This window comes from Catenuloplanes nepalensis, from assembly GCF_030811575.1.
GTDB lineage: Bacteria > Actinomycetota > Actinomycetes > Mycobacteriales > Micromonosporaceae > Catenuloplanes > Catenuloplanes nepalensis.
Map to the genome: position 1 here is coordinate 3,532,922 of NZ_JAUSRA010000001.1, position 18,169 is coordinate 3,551,090.

The 18,169-nt window shown below is 73.0% G+C and carries 19 protein-coding genes; 9 read left to right on the forward strand and 10 right to left on the reverse strand.

Going from position 1 to position 18,169, the window contains the following annotated elements:
* Positions 1-14 precede the first annotated feature (14 nt).
* Entirely contained in the window at positions 15-1,373 is a 1,359-nt protein-coding gene (locus J2S43_RS15135) for an MFS transporter (RefSeq protein WP_306829672.1), read from the forward strand.
* Between the two features lie 647 nt (positions 1,374-2,020).
* Here the strand turns inward: J2S43_RS15135 and J2S43_RS15140 are convergent.
* From J2S43_RS15140 to J2S43_RS15160, 5 genes are all read right to left on the reverse strand, one after another.
* Positions 2,021-2,287, reverse strand: coding sequence for a hypothetical protein (locus J2S43_RS15140; RefSeq protein WP_306829673.1), 267 nt, complete (start codon positions 2,285-2,287; stop codon positions 2,021-2,023).
* 191 nt (positions 2,288-2,478) lie between these two features.
* Positions 2,479-2,913 carry a hypothetical protein gene (locus tag J2S43_RS15145; RefSeq protein ID WP_306829674.1) on the reverse strand — a complete coding sequence of 145 codons (435 nt, stop codon included), beginning with the start codon at positions 2,911-2,913 and terminating at the stop codon, positions 2,479-2,481.
* Between the two features lie 27 nt (positions 2,914-2,940).
* Positions 2,941-3,786 carry an SDR family NAD(P)-dependent oxidoreductase gene (locus tag J2S43_RS15150; RefSeq protein WP_306829675.1) on the reverse strand — a complete coding sequence of 282 codons (846 nt, stop codon included), beginning with the start codon at positions 3,784-3,786 and terminating at the stop codon, positions 2,941-2,943.
* A gap of 72 nt (positions 3,787-3,858) precedes the next feature.
* Positions 3,859-4,782, reverse strand: coding sequence for a nucleoside hydrolase (locus tag J2S43_RS15155; RefSeq protein ID WP_306829676.1), 924 nt, complete (start codon positions 4,780-4,782; stop codon positions 3,859-3,861).
* Positions 4,770-5,540 (reverse strand): TSUP family transporter, encoded by a 771-nt coding sequence (locus J2S43_RS15160; protein ID WP_306829677.1) that lies wholly within the window; start codon positions 5,538-5,540, stop codon positions 4,770-4,772. Before J2S43_RS15160 ends, J2S43_RS15155 begins: the two co-directional genes overlap by 13 nt.
* Before the next feature lie 166 nt (positions 5,541-5,706).
* Here J2S43_RS15160 and J2S43_RS15165 point away from each other — a divergent pair, with 166 nt between their 5' ends.
* Positions 5,707-6,489 (forward strand): endonuclease/exonuclease/phosphatase family protein, encoded by a 783-nt coding sequence (locus J2S43_RS15165; RefSeq protein ID WP_306829678.1) that lies wholly within the window; start codon positions 5,707-5,709, stop codon positions 6,487-6,489.
* Here the strand turns inward: J2S43_RS15165 and J2S43_RS15170 are convergent.
* Positions 6,475-6,603: a hypothetical protein gene (locus tag J2S43_RS15170; RefSeq protein ID WP_306829679.1), complete on the reverse strand. Its 129-nt coding sequence runs from the start codon at positions 6,601-6,603 to the stop codon at positions 6,475-6,477. The genes J2S43_RS15165 and J2S43_RS15170 overlap by 15 nt on opposite strands.
* 156 nt (positions 6,604-6,759) lie before the next feature.
* Here J2S43_RS15170 and J2S43_RS15175 point away from each other — a divergent pair, with 156 nt between their 5' ends.
* Entirely contained in the window at positions 6,760-7,080 is a 321-nt protein-coding gene (locus J2S43_RS15175; protein WP_306829680.1) for a DMT family transporter, read from the forward strand.
* A gap of 146 nt (positions 7,081-7,226) precedes the next feature.
* Here J2S43_RS15175 and J2S43_RS15180 read toward each other — a convergent pair whose 3' ends face one another.
* Positions 7,227-7,874, reverse strand: coding sequence for a GNAT family N-acetyltransferase (locus J2S43_RS15180; RefSeq protein WP_306829681.1), 648 nt, complete (start codon positions 7,872-7,874; stop codon positions 7,227-7,229).
* A 226-nt stretch (positions 7,875-8,100) separates the two neighbouring features.
* On the opposite strand from J2S43_RS15180, the gene J2S43_RS15185 reads away from it, so the two are divergent.
* From J2S43_RS15185 to J2S43_RS15200, 4 genes are all read left to right on the forward strand, one after another.
* The gene (locus J2S43_RS15185; protein ID WP_306829682.1) at positions 8,101-9,702 is read left to right on the forward strand and encodes an IucA/IucC family protein; all 1,602 of its coding nucleotides are present in this window, start codon (positions 8,101-8,103) and stop codon (positions 9,700-9,702) included.
* A complete protein-coding gene (locus tag J2S43_RS15190; RefSeq protein WP_306829683.1) occupies positions 9,699-11,345 on the forward strand; it encodes an IucA/IucC family protein in 1,647 nt (548 codons plus the stop codon). Before J2S43_RS15185 ends, J2S43_RS15190 begins: the two co-directional genes overlap by 4 nt.
* The gene (locus tag J2S43_RS15195) at positions 11,335-12,483 is read left to right on the forward strand and encodes a type III PLP-dependent enzyme domain-containing protein (protein WP_306829684.1); all 1,149 of its coding nucleotides are present in this window, start codon (positions 11,335-11,337) and stop codon (positions 12,481-12,483) included. Before J2S43_RS15190 ends, J2S43_RS15195 begins: the two co-directional genes overlap by 11 nt.
* Before the next feature lie 309 nt (positions 12,484-12,792).
* Positions 12,793-13,236: a hypothetical protein gene (locus J2S43_RS15200; protein ID WP_306829685.1), complete on the forward strand. Its 444-nt coding sequence runs from the start codon at positions 12,793-12,795 to the stop codon at positions 13,234-13,236.
* A 3-nt stretch (positions 13,237-13,239) separates the two neighbouring features.
* Here J2S43_RS15200 and J2S43_RS15205 read toward each other — a convergent pair whose 3' ends face one another.
* Both J2S43_RS15205 and J2S43_RS15210 read right to left on the reverse strand, forming a co-directional pair.
* Complete coding sequence (locus J2S43_RS15205) at positions 13,240-13,998, reverse strand: alpha/beta fold hydrolase (protein WP_306829686.1); 759 nt, start codon at positions 13,996-13,998, stop codon at positions 13,240-13,242.
* Between the two features lie 35 nt (positions 13,999-14,033).
* Entirely contained in the window at positions 14,034-15,227 is a 1,194-nt protein-coding gene (locus tag J2S43_RS15210) for an MFS transporter (RefSeq protein WP_306829687.1), read from the reverse strand.
* A gap of 73 nt (positions 15,228-15,300) precedes the next feature.
* On the opposite strand from J2S43_RS15210, the gene J2S43_RS15215 reads away from it, so the two are divergent.
* The gene (locus J2S43_RS15215; RefSeq protein ID WP_306839287.1) at positions 15,301-16,014 is read left to right on the forward strand and encodes an alpha/beta fold hydrolase; all 714 of its coding nucleotides are present in this window, start codon (positions 15,301-15,303) and stop codon (positions 16,012-16,014) included.
* Positions 16,015-16,126: 112 nt separating this feature from the next.
* Positions 16,127-16,999, forward strand: coding sequence for an SDR family NAD(P)-dependent oxidoreductase (locus tag J2S43_RS15220; RefSeq protein WP_306829688.1), 873 nt, complete (start codon positions 16,127-16,129; stop codon positions 16,997-16,999).
* A gap of 101 nt (positions 17,000-17,100) precedes the next feature.
* Here the strand turns inward: J2S43_RS15220 and J2S43_RS15225 are convergent, their stop codons facing one another.
* A complete protein-coding gene (locus tag J2S43_RS15225; RefSeq protein WP_306829689.1) occupies positions 17,101-17,877 on the reverse strand; it encodes an SAM-dependent methyltransferase in 777 nt (258 codons plus the stop codon).
* Positions 17,878-18,169: the final 292 nt, after the last annotated feature.

Below are 18,169 nucleotides of genomic sequence, written 5' to 3' on the forward strand. Positions count from 1 at the left end.
TATTTGGATATTTCATGACAACTGCCGTTATGACCACGCGGCGTGAACGCACCGGCTGGTACTTCTACGACTGGGCCATGTCCGCGTTCTCGACCACGGTCATCACCGTGTTCCTCGGCCCGTTCCTGACCAGCATCACCAAGGTCGCGGCCGGCTGCGAACTCGGCGCGGACACCTGCGACGCGACCGTCTCCCCGCTCGGCATCACCATCGCACCCGGCTCGTACTACCCGTACCTCGTGTCACTGTCGGTGCTGCTGACCGTGTTCGTCCTCCCGGTCACCGGCGCGATCGCCGACCGGTCCCGGCACAAGAAGACGATGCTCGCCGCGACCGCGTTCCTCGGCTCCGGCGCGACCATCGCGATGGCGTTCGTCACCGGCGACCGCTACCTGCTCGGCGGCGCCCTGTTCGTCCTCGGCAACGTCGCACTCGGCGCCTCCGTCGTCGTCTACAACTCGTTCCTGCCGCAGCTCGGCGGACCCGACGAACGCGACAGGATCTCCAGCCGCGGCTGGGCGCTCGGCTACCTCGGCGGCGGCCTGCTCCTCGCCCTCAACCTCGTCGCGCTCACCATGTTCGAGAACCCGGACGACCCGCGGTCGACGCTCGACATCGCCCGCTGGTGCATCGTCTCCGCCGGCGTCTGGTGGGCCCTGTTCACCCTCGTCCCGCTGATCTGGCTGCGAGAGCGCCCGTCCGTCGCCGACCGCGGCGGCCGCAACGTGCTCACCGACGGATTCGTCCAGCTCGGCCACACGATCAGGCAGATGCGCGCGTACCCGCTGACGTTGTTCTTCCTGGTCGCGTTCCTCGTCTACAACGACGGCATCCAGACCGTGATCAACCTCGCCAGCCAGTACGGCACCGAGGAACTGCGCCTGCCGCAGTCCACGCTCATCATCACGATCCTGATCGTGCAGTTCCTCGCGTTCGGCGGCGCACTGCTCCTCGGCCGCGTCGCCGCCGCCGTCGGCGCCTGGAAGACCATCCTGGCCAGCCTCGTCCTCTGGACGTTCGTCATCCTCGGCGCGTTCTGGCTCCCCGCCGAGGCCCCGATCCCGTTCATGATCCTCGGCGCGTGCATCGGCCTGGTCCTCGGCGGCAGCCAGGCCCTGTCCCGCTCCCTGTTCTCCCAGCTCATCCCGGCCGGCAAGGAAGGCGAGTACTACGGCTTCTACGAGATCAGCGACAAGGGCACGTCCTGGCTCGGCCCACTGCTGTTCGGCCTGGTCTTCCAGCTCACCAACAGCTACCGCACCGGCCTGATCAGCCTCCTGATCTTCTTCGTCGCCGGCTTCGCCCTGCTGCTGTTCGTCCCCGTCCGCCGCGCCATCATCGCCGCCGGCAACACCCCACCGAAGGTGCTCTGACCCACGCGGCTCCTGTGGTTGCCACCTGATCATGCGCGGAACCGCACGACCGCCGATGCTGGTCACCTCTTGATCGCGGCCTGCGGGGTCTCTGCTTACTACGACACGAACCGAAGGCCGAGCTGGCGCGCGGTGCACCTCCGGATAGGCGGAGCAAGGGCGATCATCGAGGAGTCCGCGCAGGAGGCAGTAACCCGCGCGGGCGAAGGTTCGGTGACCAAGCCGGCGGCGAGTTCGCGTGGCGTTCAGCTCACGCCCGCGAGGGTTCGCGACCATGCCGGGTCCGGAAGCATGGCCACCAGCGCGCTTCGGGCGCGAAGCGCCCGAAATTTCCCCATATCTTGTCCCAGCCGCAGCGCCCACCTCCGCCGGGCCTGCCCCTCCTGGCGCTGAGTGATCAATCAGTGGAGCAAAAGATAGGTCAACTTCGCTAGTTGACCTATCTTTTGCTCCACTGATTGATCACTCAGGCGCTAGCGCCGCCCCGCGAAGATCGCGCGAGGGCGGCGAGACGGATTAGGCACCGACTTTATGTTGAAATTTTGGGCACGAAGTGCCCGCCAAGCCTGCACGGTGCCGGAACGATACGCGAGTTATGAACGAACCTGGCACGAACCCGGCACGCGAGCGCCAGAGCGGCACGCGGATCACGAGATCCGCGCCGCCGGCGGCCACGCCCGGCGGCCACGCCCGGCGGCCACGCCCGGCGGCCACGCCCGGCGGCCACGCCCGGCGGCCACGCCCGGCGGCCACGCCCGGCGGCCACGCCCGGCGGCCACGCCCGGCGGCCACGCCCGGCGGCCACGCCCGGCGGCCACGCCCGGCGGCCACGCCCGGCGGCCACGCCCGGCGGCCACGCCCGGCGGCCACGCCCGGCGGCCACGCCCGGCGGCCACCGGGTCTGATCTCGCCACGGCGAGATCAGACCCGGTGGCGCCGTCTGGATGTGGCGAGGGGTGGCTGACGTCAGCCAGCGAGGGCGGTCCGGTGTGGGTGGGGTGGCCACGCCGGGTCCGGCAGGGAGGCCGCCTGCGGCCGACCGGTGCCCGCGGGAGCATGCGGAACGTGCCCACGCCGGAAGCGGGAAAATGCGCTTCGAGGTCTTTCAGCGGGCCTCGTCGACCTGCTCCTCGGTCCAGCCGATGAACGCGGCGAGCGCCGCCGAGCTGGTGCCGGTGCCGCTGATCCACTGCTGCAGCACGATGCCGAGGTCGCCGGGAAGGCCGTCCGCGGGAATCGGGCGGTACGGCTCCGGGTCGAACGAGATCTCGTCGATGTGCAGCCACGTGTCGTCCGGGTCGAGGCGCTCCCGGACCTCGTCGAACTCGTCGATGCCCTGCTGGCCGGAGGCGATCGTCTCCCCGGTACGCCAGTCCTGCAGGCTCCACTGCGCGCCGTGCGCCCGGCCACCGGACACGATCCGGTGACCGGCGGCCTCCTCGGCCGCGATCCGGTCCAGCCGGCGCTGTTTGAGATCCCTGTTGTGCAGCAGCACGCGGCGCAGATGCCCGCGGACCGCGTCGGTCGCGTCGTCAGTCACAACAGCGATCTTGCCGGAAGATGAAAACTATACGGCGAACGGGACCCCGGTCAGCTCCTCCGACACCGCCCACAACCGCTCCCCCAACTCCGGCGACCCCACACCCCGCGCCGGCGCGACCACCACCGGACCGCCCCACACCTCCAGGAACGACGGGCCGACGAAACTGCCCGGCACCGCGTCCGGCGACGTCGCCGCGAACAGCGCCGGCAGCGCACCCATCCCGGCCGGCTGACCGAACACCGGGTTCAGCACCGCACCGACCGCGGCCCGCACCCCGGTCGGCCCGCTCGTCTGCAACCGCGTCCGCGCATAACCCGGATGCGCGGCCAAGCTCGCACCACCACGACGATGCAACTCCACCGCGAACGTCACGTTCGCATACTTCGACTGCGCATACGCGGCCTCCGGCGAATACCGCCGCGACAGCCAGTTCGGATCGGCCAGGTCCAGCCGGCCGGTCCGGTGCAGGATCGACGACATCGTCACCACCCTCGCACCCGGACGCCGCCGCGGCCACAACAGCGCGGTCAACGCGAAATGCCCGAGATGATTCACCCCGAACTGCCATTCGAAACCCTGCCGGGTACGCCGCAGCGGCGTCCACATCACGCCCGCGTTGTTGACCAGCACATCGAAACCGTCCACCGACGCGGCAAAACCGGCCACCACGTCCAGGTCCGCCAGATCGAGCCGGCGCGCATCCGCACCGGCCGGCGCCGAAGCCAGGTCACGCACGCCGTGGATCACGTGCGCGCCGTGCCGGGCCAACTCCGCCGCGATCACCGCACCCAGACCGCTGGACGTGCCGGTGACGACCGCGGTCCTTCCGCTCAGATCCGGAATATCCGCAGCCCGCCACACCGCCGTCATGCCCGCGAGCATATGCCGCGCTCGCCCGGTGGCGCGCCAGCACATCGCGCCGCGGCAGCCGCAGCGCCCGGATCAGCGCACGATCCGGTCCAGGACGAAACGGACCACCGCCGGACAGTCCGCGCCGACCGCCACCGACACCTCCGCACCATCGAGATCCACGACCGTCCGGCCGCGCTCCGGGCCGAAACCGTGGTCGACGTCGATCCGAGCCGGACGGCAGTCCAGGATTCCCGGCCGAACCGCCTCCGCCACCGCCACCGCGTCGTGCATCGGCACCCCACCGCCGTCCGGTGCACCGTGCACATATTCGGCGATCGCATCCGCCACCAGCGCGCCCGCACCCCCGGCCGCCCGCAACCCGTCCGCGTCGGCCGGGCCGATCAGCGTCCGCAACGTCACGTCCAGGCCCACCATCGTCGTCGGCACCCGCCGCGGCAGACCCGGCGCGGACAACACCCGGTACGCCGCCTCCGGATCAGCCCACACGTTGAACTCCGCAGCCGGCGTGATGTTCCCCCGGCCGACCGCACCACCCATCACGACCAGACGATCCAGGCGCGCGGCAACATCCGGGAACAACGCGAACAGCAACGCCACATTCGTCAGCGGCCCCACCGCCACCAGCGTCACCGGGCGCTCGCTGCTCTCGATCATCTCCGCGAGGAACGGCACCGCATGCCCGCCCACCGGCCGCGACGGCGATCGCGGCAGCCGGGCACCGCCGAGACCCGTGTCGCCATGCGCACCCCGATGACCACGCAACCCCTCCACGACCAACGGCCGGTCCGCGCCCACCGCCACCGGCACATCCGACCGGCCGGCCAGCGCCAGCACATCCAGGGCATTCCGGGCGGTCAGCTCACCACCGACGTTCCCCGCGACCGTGGACACCCCCAGCAGCTCCACCTCCGGGCTCGCGCACGCCAGCAGCAGCGCGACCATGTCGTCGATGCCGGGGTCACAGTCGATCAGCAGCGGTCTCAGGCCATCCACTGGTCCCACGATAGTTTCACCAGCAACGCCAGCACCACGACCAGCAGCACGACCCGCACGAAACCGGAACCGCGCCGCAACGCCATCCGCGCCCCGAACGCCGCACCCACGACGTTGCACACCGCCATCGCCAGACCCAGCGCCCAGAAGATGTGCCCACCCAGACCGAACACGATCAACGCGCCCAGGTTCGTACCCGCGTTCACCATCTTCGCCATCGCGGACGCGTGCACGAAATCCGCGCCGATCACCGTCGTGAACGCCAGCACCAGGAACGTGCCCGTCCCCGGACCGATCATCCCGTCATAGAACGCGATCAGCCCACCCGCGATCGCCACGACCAGCGCCGCCCGCGACCGCGTCCGCTTCTCCGGCACCGACGTCACACCCATCCGCGGCCGGAACGTCACGAACAACGCCACACCCGCCAGAACACCAAGCACCACCGGCCGGTACGCCGACGCCGGCACACTCCCGGCCAGCACCGCACCGACACCGGACAGCACCACCGCACCACCCGCGGCCGGGCCCGCCACCCACCAGTCGATCTTCGTCCGGCGTGCGTACGTCACCGCGGCCGTCGCCGTCCCCGCGATCGCCGCCAGCTTGTTCGTCCCCAACGCCGTCGCCAGCGGCACACCCGGCGCCGCGATCATCAACGCCGGCAGCAACAACAACCCGCCACCACCGACCACCGCATCGACCCAGCCCGCAGCCGCGGCCGCCACCAGCAGAACCGCGATCTGACCCGCGTCCACCTACAGACCCCGCCGCGAACTCCGCAGCCACCAACCGGCGACCGCACCGGCGACGAACACCACACCGAGACAGAATAGGGCTTTAACCAGCACGGACGCCACCGTACCCGGCCTGGCCGCACGGACCGGAGCGCCCCGGCACCCCACACCCCTTACCGTGACAGGAGTGCGCCTCGCCACCTTCAACATCCTCCACGGCCGCTCCCTGCGCGACGGCACCGTCGACGCCGACCGGCTCACCGACGCCATCAAAACCCTCGACGCCGACATCCTCGGACTCCAGGAAGTCGACCGCGCCCAAGCCCGCAGCCACCACCTCGACCTCACCGTCCTCGCCGCCGACGCCCTCGGCGCCGGCCACCACCGATTCGCGGCCGCGGTCGTCGGCACCCCCGGCGAAGGCTTCCGGCCACTCACCCACGACGACGACGGCGCAGACCAGCCCAACTACGGCATCGGACTCGTCTCCCGCTGGCCCGTCCGGCAATGGCGCATCGTCCGCCTCCCCGCCGCACCCGTCCGCGCACCCGTCTTCACCCCGAAACCCATCCTGATCCGCGACGAACCCCGCGTCCTGCTCGCCGCCGTCGTCGAACCACCCTGGGGCGGCACCATCACCGTCGCCACCACCCACCTGTCCTTCGTACCCGGCTGGAACCTCATCCAGCTCCGCGCCGCCATCCGCGCACTGCGCGGCATGCCCGGACCCCGGCTGCTCACCGGCGACCTCAACCTCCCCGCCACCGTCGCCACCCGCATGTCCCGCTGGACGACCCTGGCCCGCACCCCCACGTTCCCCAGCCCGGCACCGACACTCCAACTCGACCACGTGCTCCTCGACCCACGCGACCGCGCCGGCATCGGCGACGTCATCGCCGTCGACACACCCGACGTGCCCGTCTCCGACCACCGGCCACTCGTCATCCGATTCGCCTCACCCGGCCAATAGGCCCAGCACCAGCGCCAACGGTGGCCACACGTCCCGGCCCGGCCGGGTGATCGCGTACGCGCGCATCACCACCTCCGGGCCGCGCAACGCCACCACCCGCACACCGCCCCGCACCGGCCACGATCAGGTCCTGCAGCAGCTCCAGACTGTCCGACCGGTGCGTCACCCGCGGCGCGAAACCCGCCATCGACCCGAGCGTGCGCACCACCCGCTCGTCCATCGCGTTCCGGGAATTGACGATCCACTCGTACCCCGCGAAGGCCTTGCACCATGCTGCTCACCTTCATGGCCGCCGCCGCACGCCTCCCCCTCGGCACCGCCAGCGCCCTGGAATTCCTCGGCCCGCTCACCGTCGCCGTCATCCAGGGCACCGGCCGCACCCGCTGGCTCTGGCCACCGATCGCCGCACTCGGCGTCCTCCTGCTCACCCGCCCCTGGCACGACGCCGACCTGCCCGGCATCGGCTTCGCCCTCACCGCGGCCGGTCGCGTCGCTCACGCCGGCTCCGTCTCACCTCCGCCAGGCGGACGAGGCCGGTCCGGACCTGTCGGCGTCGAAGGTGAGCGTGCCGACGAGCCGCCGGTTGGGTGATCTCGATCCCGGAGAGCCAGGAAGCACGGCGTGGCCACAGACGAATCCGCGGTCTGTCGGCGCTTGCGCCGTCCTCATCGGGTCTTTCCGGTCGAGTGAGCGGTGCGGCGTGGCGCACACCGCGTAGAGCATCCTAGGACGATAGGTCAGAGGCCGAACCAGGAACGGCACGCGGCCAGGCCGGTGACCGTCACGGCGGGGTGGTCGACGGTGCGCCAGCGGTCGGCCGTCAGGCGCAGGCGGTCGGAGACCAGGGCCTCGCCGTCGCGGGCGTCGACCGTGATGCCGTCGTGCGCATAGCCGAGCTTCCGGGACACCGCCTGCGACGCGTGGTTGTCCCGGAACACGGCGCTGAGCGCGGCCGACGCGCCGAGATGGTCGAACGCGAGCGTCAGCAGCGCGGCCCGCGCCTCCGTCCCATAGCCCCGGCTGTGGAACTCCAGACCCAGCCACGACCACGTCGCCACCTCCCGGACCACGGCGAAGTCGCTCGCCCACGCCGCGACCAGGCCGATCGGCTCCCCGCTCCCCCGGCGGAACACGCCCAGGCCGAGAGCCCACGCGGCCTCGTCCCAGGCGGCGAGCCGCTGCCAGTGGCCGCGCAGCACCGACCGCGCCCGATCCTCCGGGCCGCCGTCGGTCCACGGCGTCAGGAACGGCCGCTCGCCCGGCGGGTGCACGCCGCGGCCGGCCAGGACGGCGAGCGCGGCCAGCTCGTCCTCCCGGGGCAGGCGCAACTCCAGGCGCGGCGTCACGAGCGCGAGCCGGTACAGGGGCCACAGATCGGCGAGCATCCCGCCATTCTGCCGTCCTGGCCCGCGAAGCTGCGCGATTTTCGGCGGCGGCCGGCGCGCAGCGCCGTCCTTGATGAACGAACGTGGCCAGACGCACACCGTGTAGCGCGTCCTAGGACGCTAGGTTTGGATGGAACGGGGGACATCGGGCGGGGGCGCGCGGCCGGTGCACCGGAGACGGGTCGAAAATGGCCGACGGTACGGGTTTCGAAGGGGGCGAACGGCGATGACAACCGCAGCGGACGTGCCGGACGCGGCACGGACACGCGACGACCTCGCACGGCTGCGACCGGACCTGGTCGCCGGCTACGACACCGCACTGCCGGGGGCGCGCGCGGCCGTGCTCACCCGGCTGTGGGGCGCGATCGGCCGCGAGACCCTCCCCGGCCTCGGCCGCCGCGCCTGGACCGGCGACCGGCTCACCGTGACCATGGACGACGGCGGCACGCTGACCGGCCCGGCCGCGGCCACCGCACCCTTCGCCGACGCGGCCGGGCCGGTACCCGGACCACGGCTGGAGATCCACAGCCCGGACGGCGCCGTCACCGACCCCGTCCACCTCGCCCGGCTCACCGGCATGCCGGAGCGCTTCCGGGACGAGCTGGCCAACTCCGTCGCCAACCTCACCCTGGCCAGGGCGAACGCGTTCCCGACCCCCACCCTCAAGCAGCTCGCCGACGACCCGGAGGGCCTCGCCACGGCCGAGCAGTCGGTGGTGGACGGACACCCGATCCACCCCTGCTGCCGTACCCGCGCGGGCCTGTCCACCGAGGAGATCCTCGCCTACGCGCCGGAGCACCGCACCATCGTCGAGCTCGCCGAGGTCCGCGTGCCCGAGGACCGCTGGTACGGCGAGGGCCCGCCGATCCTGATGGTCCACCCCTGGCAGCGCGACCACGTCCTCGACGCGCACCCCGCGCTGCGCCCCACCGGACGCACCCGGCCGGCCCGGCCGCTGATGTCGCTGCGCACGCTCGCGCCGGTGGGCCGTCGCAGCCAGCACGTCAAGACCGCGGTCGACGTGCAGATGACCTCCGCGGTCCGCACCGTCTCCCCCGCCGCGGTCCGCAACGGCCCGGTCGTCTCCGTGCTCCTGCACACCCTGGCCACCGACCTGCCCGGCCTCACCATCCTGCGCGAGACGTTCGCCGGCGCGGTCCTGGTCGACGGCGAACCCAGCCGCAGCCTCGCCTACCTCGCCCGCGAGGCACCCCGCCAGGCGCCCGGCGAGGTGATCCTGCCGCTGGCCGCGCTCGCCCAGCCGGCCCTGCAGAAGGACGCGGTCGACACCGGCTTCGGCGGCGACCCGGCAGCGTTCCTGCAGGCACTCGTAACGCGAATCCTCCCCCCGCTGCTCGTCATGCTGCACCGCGGCGTCGCCCTCGAGGCGCACGGCCAGAACACGCTGGTCGCGCTCCGCGACGGGGTCCCCACCCGCGTGCTCTACCGCGATCTCGGCGGCATCCGGATCAGCCCGGCCCGGCTGCGCCACCACGGGTTCACGCTCGGCGTGCCGAGCCTGCACGGCGACCTCGGCACCGACGACCCGGACGCGCTGCGCACCAAACTCCTCGCCTCCGCCGTCTCCGGCACCATCGCCGAGCAGATCGCGGTGCTCACCCGTACCCACGACGTGGCTCCTGATCCGCTCTGGGGTGTGGTCGCCGCGGTCGCCCGGGACACCTACGACCGGCTCGGGACCGGCGACGACGCCGGGCTGTTCCACGCGACACTGCCGCTCAAGGCGACCACCGCGATGCGCCTCGCCACGGACCCGCTCGACGACGCGTGGACCCACCTCGACAACCCGATGACAGGACTGCGATGACCACCGCCCAGCGCGGCCACCACCTCTGCGAACTCGCCCCGGCCACGCTCCGGGACGCGGTCGCGCACACCACGGCCGGGCTCGGCGCGGTCGCGCCCGAACTGCTGCCCGCGTTCCGGGACGCGATACCCGAGGCCGCGCGCACGGTCGGCACCCGGCTGCTCGGCGCGCTGATCCGCGAGGACATCGGCGACGCGCGCGCCCGCTACACCGGGCGCGGCACCCGGCACGCGTTCGACCGCGTCGAACCGGACCCGGAGGAGGTGCCCGACGACCCGGTGACGCTGCTCGACGGCGACCCCGGCGCGTGGGGGCTCGCCGCCGAGATCGTCGACGCGACCGCGAACCTGGCCGTAGCGTTCGCGCGGCCCCGGCCGGCCGGCCGACCCACGGACGCGGACGAGACCGCGCTCGCCTACGAACGGCTCGCGATCACCGGGCACAACCTGCACCCGTGCGGCCGCACCCGGCTCGGCTGGGACGTCCCCGACCTGCTCGCCCACGACCTGGAGACGCCCGGCACCACGCTCCGGTTCGTCGCGGTCCGCCGTGACCTGCTCACCGGCGAGCTGCACCACCCCGGCTTTCCGGAAGCCCCCCGCGGGTACGCCGTGCAGCCGGTCCACGCCTGGCAGTGGGACGCGATCGTCCGCCACCGGTACGCCGGGCTGCTCGACGACGGCGCGCTCCGCCCGCTCGACGGCGAGATGCCGGTCCACCCCACCGCGGCGCTGCGCACCGTGCTGCTGCCGCCCGGCCCGGACGGCGCCCGCCACTATGTGAAGGTGTCGCTGGACATCCAGGTCACCTCCACCCGGCGCAGCATCTCCGTGGCCAGCACCCAGAACGGGCCGATCCTGTCCGAACTGCTGCACCGGCTCGCCGGCGACGACCCGGACGGGCACCGGCTGCTGCTGCTCGCCGAGACCGCCGGCGCGGCCGTGCCGGCGGCCGGGCGCGACCTCGCCGCGATCCTGCGCCGCGGCATCGACCACCGGCTGGCCGACGGCGAGACCGTGATCCCGGGTAGCGCGCTCGCCGCGACCGACCCGGCCACCGGCCGGACCGTGCTCGCCGGGCTCGTGGACGCGTACCCGCAGGACGCGCTCGATTTCGTCGAGGACTACGCGCGTCTGCTGCTCCCGCCGCTGCTGCGGCTCGCGACCCGGCACGGCATCGCGCTCGAGGCGCACCTGCAGAACTGCCTGCCGACGTTCCTCGGCGGACGGCCGCACCGGCTCGTGCTGCGCGACTTCGCCGGCCTGCGCCTGCACCGGCCCCGGCTGGCCGCGTCCGGCATCGACCTGCCGCTCTGGCCCGGTTCGGTCACCGCGACCGACGACGAGGACACGATGCGGGCGAAGATCGGCTACACCGCGTTGCAGGCCCACCTCGGCGAGATCGTCGTGCAGCTCACCCGGTCGCACGCGCTGGACGAGGCCGCGGCCTGGCGGCGGGTGCGGGGTGTGGTCGACGAGGTCTACGACGGGCTGCTCAGCGGTCCGCGGGCGCTGCCGGCCGCGGCCGCCGATCACGCGGCCCTGACCGCGCCGCTGGTGCCGCACAAGGCGCTGGTGCGCATGCGGCTGGCCGGCGCAGGCGACGTCCACCACCCGGTGCGGAACCCGCTCCATGTTCCCTGAGGCTCTGTTGCAGCGCGCGCAGCGGCCGGTCAGCGCCTACGTCTACTCCCGTTCCGCGCTGGTCCGGGCCGCGGACCGGGTCCGGGCCGCGCTGCCGGCCGGGGCCACGCTGCTCTACGCGGTGAAGGCCAACGGGCACCCGGACGTGGTCGCCACGCTCGCGGCGGCCACGGACGGCCTCGAGGTCGCCTCCGGCGGGGAACTCGCGCTCGCGGTCGCGGCCGGCGCCACCCGGATCGCCTTCGGCGGGCCCGCGAAGACGGATCAGGAGCTGCACGCGGGGGTACGCGCGGGCGCGCTCATCCACGTGGAGAGCGTCCTCGAGCTGCGCCGCCTGGACGCGATCGCGGCCGGGCTCGGCGCGCGGGTGACGGCGGCGCTGCGGGTCAACCGGGCCGTCGCCGGGCCGGACGGCAGCCATCGGATGACCGGGACGCCGACGCCGTTCGGGATCGACGAGGCCACGCTTCCCGCGGCGTTCGCGGTGCCGTTGACCGCGGTCGACCTGCGCGGGTTCCATCTGCACGCGGTCTCGAACTCGCTGGACGCGGACGCCTACGCGACGTTCGTGGCGGGCGCGGTGGAGTGGTCGGTGGCGGCGGCCGGGCGATACGGGCTGGACCTGCGGTACGTCAACGTCGGCGGTGGGCTGGGCGTGTCCTATACCGACGCGTCGACGATCGACCTCGGGGTGCTGGGTGAACGGCTCGCGGCGCTCGCCGTACCCGCGGGGGTCGATCTGGTCTTCGAACCCGGCCGTCTGCTGGCGGCGGACGCGGGGTGGTACGCGGCCGAGGTGATCGACCTCAAGCTGACGCACGGGCGGTGGTTCGCGGTGCTCCGCGGCGGGACGCACCATTTCCGGCTGCCCGCCGCCTGGGGGTACAGCCATCCGTTCACGGTGCTGGCCCGCGACGACGGGTGGGAGTGGCCGTTCGCGCGGCCTTCGGTCGAGGACGTGGCGGTGGACGCGGTGGGCGAGCTGTGCACGCCGCGCGACGTGCTGGCCCGGGGGGTGCAGGTGTCCCGGCTGCGGGTCGGTGACGTGCTGGTCTTCGCGCGCACCGGCGCCTACGGCTGGGACATCTCCCATCACGACTTCCTGCGCCACCCGTACCCGCAGATCATCGTGGTGTGAGGGTTCGTTCGTGTCCCGGCGTGATGGCGTCACCACCGCTAGTCCATCCTAGGAGGCTGGCCTGATTGTTGTGCGGCACGGCACAACGCGGCGTGCTCAGCCGGGACGCGACGCCGCCGAACGTGGGCTCAGTCTTCGCTCCCGCCGCCTCCCGGAGCGACGCCGTCCGGTCCGTGAAGGCCGGTCGCTCCGGGAGGCCCCGGCCGGCCTGCTCGCGGCGCACCATCTCGGAGATCCGGATCGGGCCGCCGTATTGCGATGATCCCTTACCGTCTCAGGCGTCACGGTCGTCACGTCGAAGGGCTTTCCATGAACCGCTCGCTCGCCGCACTACTGGTGCTCGCCGTCGCGGCGCCGGTGCTCGGCGCCTGTAGTGGTACCGACAACTCCGAGCTCCGGCAGATCAAGCCGGGCTCCGCCGTCTACATCGACGCCTGGGACGAGAACGGCGACCGCGGTGACCAGGCCCAGATCGAGCAGAAGCCGTCCGGCCTGTGGGTGGTGCCGCTGCAGGCGCACTTCCGGCAGGCCAAGGGCAAGGGCTTCGACGTCAAGGTCGAGCTGACCCGCGACGGCCTGTGGCGGGTCGACCCGGAGGGCGCCCAGGTCGGCCGCGACCACGACGACTGCCTGGAGGACGGCGAGGCCTACGCCCAGATGGCCGCGGCCACCTCGGCGCTGCGCTGGGAGCCGGACACCGGCGGCGGCAACGACGGCGACGACTGCTTCACGCTCCAGCAGGAGCAGAGCTGACCCTCAGACGCCCGCCGCCGCACGCACCGCCGCGATCACGGATGCCGGATCGTCGCGGTACACGGAGTGCCCGCACCCCGGCACCACCCGGAAACTCGCGTGCGGCGGCAGCGCGGCGGCGTGCGCGGCCGTGAAGCTCGGCCCCTCGACCGCCGGATCCGCACCCAGCACGGTCACCGGCGCACCCATCCGCTCCACCAGCGGCAGCAGTTCCCACGGCGTGTTGTCGCGCAGGCACCGCTCCACCACATAGGGCGAACAGGCCGCCGCGGCCGCCACCTTCAGCCGGACGGTCTCCGGATGCCAGCGCGGATTCTCCCGCGCGAAGACCTCCGCCGGCGTGGTCAGCTCCGCGGTGATCCCGGTGACGTACCGCTCGGCCTCCGCCTCGGACACCTCCAGGACCGGATCCACCAGCAGGTACGCCCGGGAGGCCAGCCATCCGGCCGCGGCCGCGGTGACCACGGCTGCCCCGCCCAGCGAATGCCCGGCCACGACGTCCCACCCGCCGTCACCGACCTCGGCCAGGTCCGCCGCGAGCTCCGCGAGCCGGTAACCCACCGTCGCCGGCGCGGCGCCGTGCCCACGCAGGTCCACCGCGGTCACCCGGCAGCCGGCCCGCGCCAGCTCGTCCGCCACCTCCCACCACACGGCCCCGGACGACGTCAGCCCGTGCACCAGCAACACCCGCACCGGCGCGTCCGCCGCACCCCACCGCAACACCGGCAACTCCACCGGCACCGGCCGCTCACTGAGATCCATCGCCGCAGAATAGACGCCCGGCATCGCGGCGCCGTCTACACCCGCAGCGGCTCCGGCGCGCGGCGGAGAGTGCGGACCGCGGGGATCAGGAGGAGCGTGGCGCAGCCGAGGAGGCCGACGGCGACGGAGACGCCCAGGACCCGTTCCGCGCCGATGAGCAGCGCGACCGGGCCGGCCAGGGACTGGCCGACGGGGAGGCTGCCGTCGGAGCCGAGGACCTCGTAGGCGGTGAGGCGGTTCAGCACGGCCGCAGGGACCTGGGTCTGGACGCTGGTCTGCCACATGACCGACCAGAACGCCCAGGCCGCGCCGTTCGCCGCGGCGGCGGCCAGCAGCACCGGCAGCGTGGCGTGCACCGCGATCGCCAGCGGCAACAATACGTAGGCGAACATCGCGGACGCGCCCGCGGTCAGCGGCAGCGCGGGTCTGAGGCGCAGCGCGGCGAGGCCGCCGATGATCGTGCCGGCGCCGACGGCGGACTGCATCCAGCCGTAGGCGGCCGGGCCGAGGGAGCCGCTGACCAGGACCGCGCCGAGCGGCAGCAGCGGGCCGAACAGAAAGACGCCGAACGCGACCCACACCAGGATCACGCTCCACAGCCACGTCCGGGAGCGGAACTCGTGCCAGCCCGCGACCAGGTCCGCGGCCATCGACGTGCGCGCGGTCCGCAGGACCGGGCCGGCCCGGACGAACGCCAGGCACAGCGCGCTGATCGCGAACGTGGCGGCGTCGACGCTGTAGACGACGCCCGCGCCGGCGAAGCCGAACAGGATGCCCGCGACGGCCGGGCCGAGCAGTTCCGCGATCGCGTTCGCGACCCGGATGGTGGCGTTGGCGCGCTGCGGGTCCGTGGTGACCAGCGGGATGATGCCGTTCACACCGGGCTGGTACATCGCGGTCGCGCCGCCGCTCACGGCGGAACAGACGATCAACAGCCACAGCGAGGGTACGCCGGTGAGGAACCCGACCGCGACCGTGCCCTGCGCGGCCAGCCGGACCAGGTCCGCGCCGAGCATCAGCGGGCGCGCGCCGATCCGGTCGGCGAACACGCCGCCGAACAGGATGAAGCCGAGGAACGGGACCATCCACGCGGCCAGCACCACGCCGATCCCGGTGGCGCCGTGCAGCGCACCGATGGCCAGCGCGGACGCGACCAGCAGCATGGCGTCGCCGAAGACCGAGACGGACCGGGCCACGAAGTACCGGGTGAAGTTCGGCGTCCACAACACCCGCTGATCATCGCCGATGTGATCCACGCCCGCGCGACGTGACGGTACTCGCCGGTAATCTTCCGGCGTGAAGATGATCCTTGAGACCAGGGAATGGGGATCGGGTGACCGGATCGCGGTGCTGATCCACGGCATGATCACCGATTCGAGCTGCTGGCACGAGGTCGGGCCGGCGCTGGCGGACAAGGGTTACCGGGTGATCGCGCCGGACCTGCCCGGCCACGGCCGCTCCCCCGCGCCGGCCGGCGACCTGACGCTGCGCGACGCCGTGCGGCTGCTGCTGGACACCGTCCCGGCGGAACCGGAGCTGGCGGTCGGCCACTCACTCGGCGGCGTGGTCCTGGCCGCGGCGGTCGAACGGCTGCGGCCGGCCCGCGCGGTCTACGTCGATCCGCCGCAGCGGCTGGACGACGGCGGGCACGGCCTCGAGGCCGCGATCGCGTTCCTGAACAAGCGCCGGGCGGCCCGGAATCGCGAGACGCTGCTGCGGGACCGGCCGTGGTGGCCGGAGCAGGACGTGCGCAACGAGATCGAGGCGGCGCTGCGCTGGGACACCACGGCCACGGCGAAGCTGCTCGCGTCCGCGGTCGGCCGGGACCTGGCGCCGGTCGCGTCCGTGCCGTCGCTGTTGATCAGGGCGGACCCCAGCGAGTACGTCCCGGACGACGCCGCGGTCGCCCGGCTCACCGCCGCCGGCATCACGGTCCGCACGGTCCCCGGCGCGGGCCACACCGTCTGGTACGGCCGCCTCGCCGACTTCCTGTCCGCGATGGACGGCTGGATCTGACCGATCGGGAGCCGACGCCGACCGCCATTTCTCGACGGCGGACTCGCGCCGCCGAATCGGGCACGCCTGTGACGGATGCGGCGGGACGGCGGGATCTGCCACACTCGCGGACGTGCGGGTCCACTCGGTCCCGGTGCACGGTGACGCGAGCGCATGCGCACCTCGCGTCGCGGCCGCGCACCCGGCCCTGCGCGGGCTGGTCGCCGGTTATGCCGGGTTCGGCGGCCCGGCGCCCGGCCGATCGCGCACCGGCTCCTCGCGCTGGCCGCCACCGCGATCATCGTCGACGTGGAGAGCGCTGGTCACCGGCGGCTCGCGCGGCATCGGACGGGCGATCGTGCGCCGTCTCGCCTCGCTCGGCGCGCGCGTCGTCTACACGTACCGCCGCGACGCCTTTGATTTCGATCTCCCCGACGTCACCGCGGTCCGCGCCGACCAGGCCGACCCGGGCGCGCTCGCGGCGATGTTCGCGCCGGTCCGCGCGTCCGGCCTGGACATCCTGGTCAACAACGCCGCGATCGCGCCCCGCATCCCGCTCGCAAAGCTGACCGGCGAGGACTTCGACCGGGTGATGGCGATCAACACCCGGTTCCCGCTGCTGGCGATCCGCGAGGCGGCCACGCTGATGCGCGACCACGGCCGGATCGTCAACCTGTCCACGCTGAACACCGTGGTCGCCGGCCCGGGGCTGGCCCTCTACTGCGCCAGCAAGGCCGCGCTGGAGCAGATCACCGCGGTCGCCGCGCGCGAGCTGGGCCCGCGCGGCATCACCGTCAACACGGTCTCCCCCGGCCAGACCGACACCGACATGCTCCGCGCCACCGCACCGTGGCCCGACATCGAGTCGGCCGCGGCCTCGTTCGGCGCGCTCGGCCGCGTCGGCACCCCCGACGACGTCGCCGCCGTCGTCGCCTGGCTCGCCGGCCCGGACGCCGCCTGGATCACCGGCCAGAACATCCGCGCCACCGGCGGCCTGATCGTCTGAGGGCCGTCCACGAACGTTCGCCAGGACGGACCCGGTGATGAGGCGTCCCCGACACCGCTCCGACGGCCCCGCTCACCGACGAGCCACCTGGCGAACGACGCCTAGGGCTTGCGGGCCAGGCCGCTGCGGCCGTCCATCGGGGGCGGGTTCGCGCCGGGCTCGGGGCGCCACTGCGGGATCGGGACCACGCCGGGCGGCACGATGTCGAGGCCGTCCAGGTAGCCGGCGATCTGGGCGGGACTGCGCAGGTTGTACGGGTGGCCGGCCTGATTCGCGCCCTGGACCGCCGCGATGATGCCCGGGCTGGTGTCGCAGCCGTCGGAGACCGCCAGATAACTGCCGCTGGGCAGGCCGTCGAACAGCCGGGTGACGATGGCGCGTGCATCGTCGTAGTCCGGCACGTTGCCGAGCAGCCCGCACATGATCACGGCGACCGGCGCGGTCAGGTCGAGCGTGCGGGCGGACTCGCGGAGGATCGCCTCCGGGTCCTCGGCCGCGCAGTGCACGTAGTCGGTGCCGCCCGGCGGGCCGCCGGCCAGCAGCGCGCGGGCGTGCGCGCGGACCATCGGGTCCCTGTCCACATAGACGACGCGGGTCTCCGGGGCGATCCGGCGGGCGACCTCGTGCGTGTTGTTCGCGGCCGGCAGGCCCGCGCCGATGTCCAGAAACTGGCGCACACCGGCCTCGGCGACCAGGTGCGTCACCACCCGGACCAGGAACTTCCGCTGCTCGCGCGCGAGCACCACGATGTCCGGGAAGGAGTCGCGGATCCGGTCGCCGACCAGCTGGTCGATCGCGAAGTTGTCGGTGCCGCCGAGCAGGTAGTTCCACACCCGTGCGCTGCTCACCGTGGTCGTGTCGGGTTGCGCCTCGGTCATGTCGCGGCCTCCTGACTGGACGTCGCCGCCGACGCTACCGCAGTGACCTGTCTCCGGCCTGGCGCACCACGACCGTCGGCTGCCGCCATGCCGCGGCGTCGACCGGATCTTCGGGCGGGGTACGACACCGGCGGGTGCGAGCCACCACTGCCCGAACGGCGGGAACGACACCAGCAGCGCTCCGCTCCGGCCGCCGCGGCGGGAGCCGGTGTCCACCTGGTCACCGAAACCCACGCGACCAGGTGGAAACGGCTCGATGGATCAGCCGGCGTCCCGGACCGTCGTGAACGCG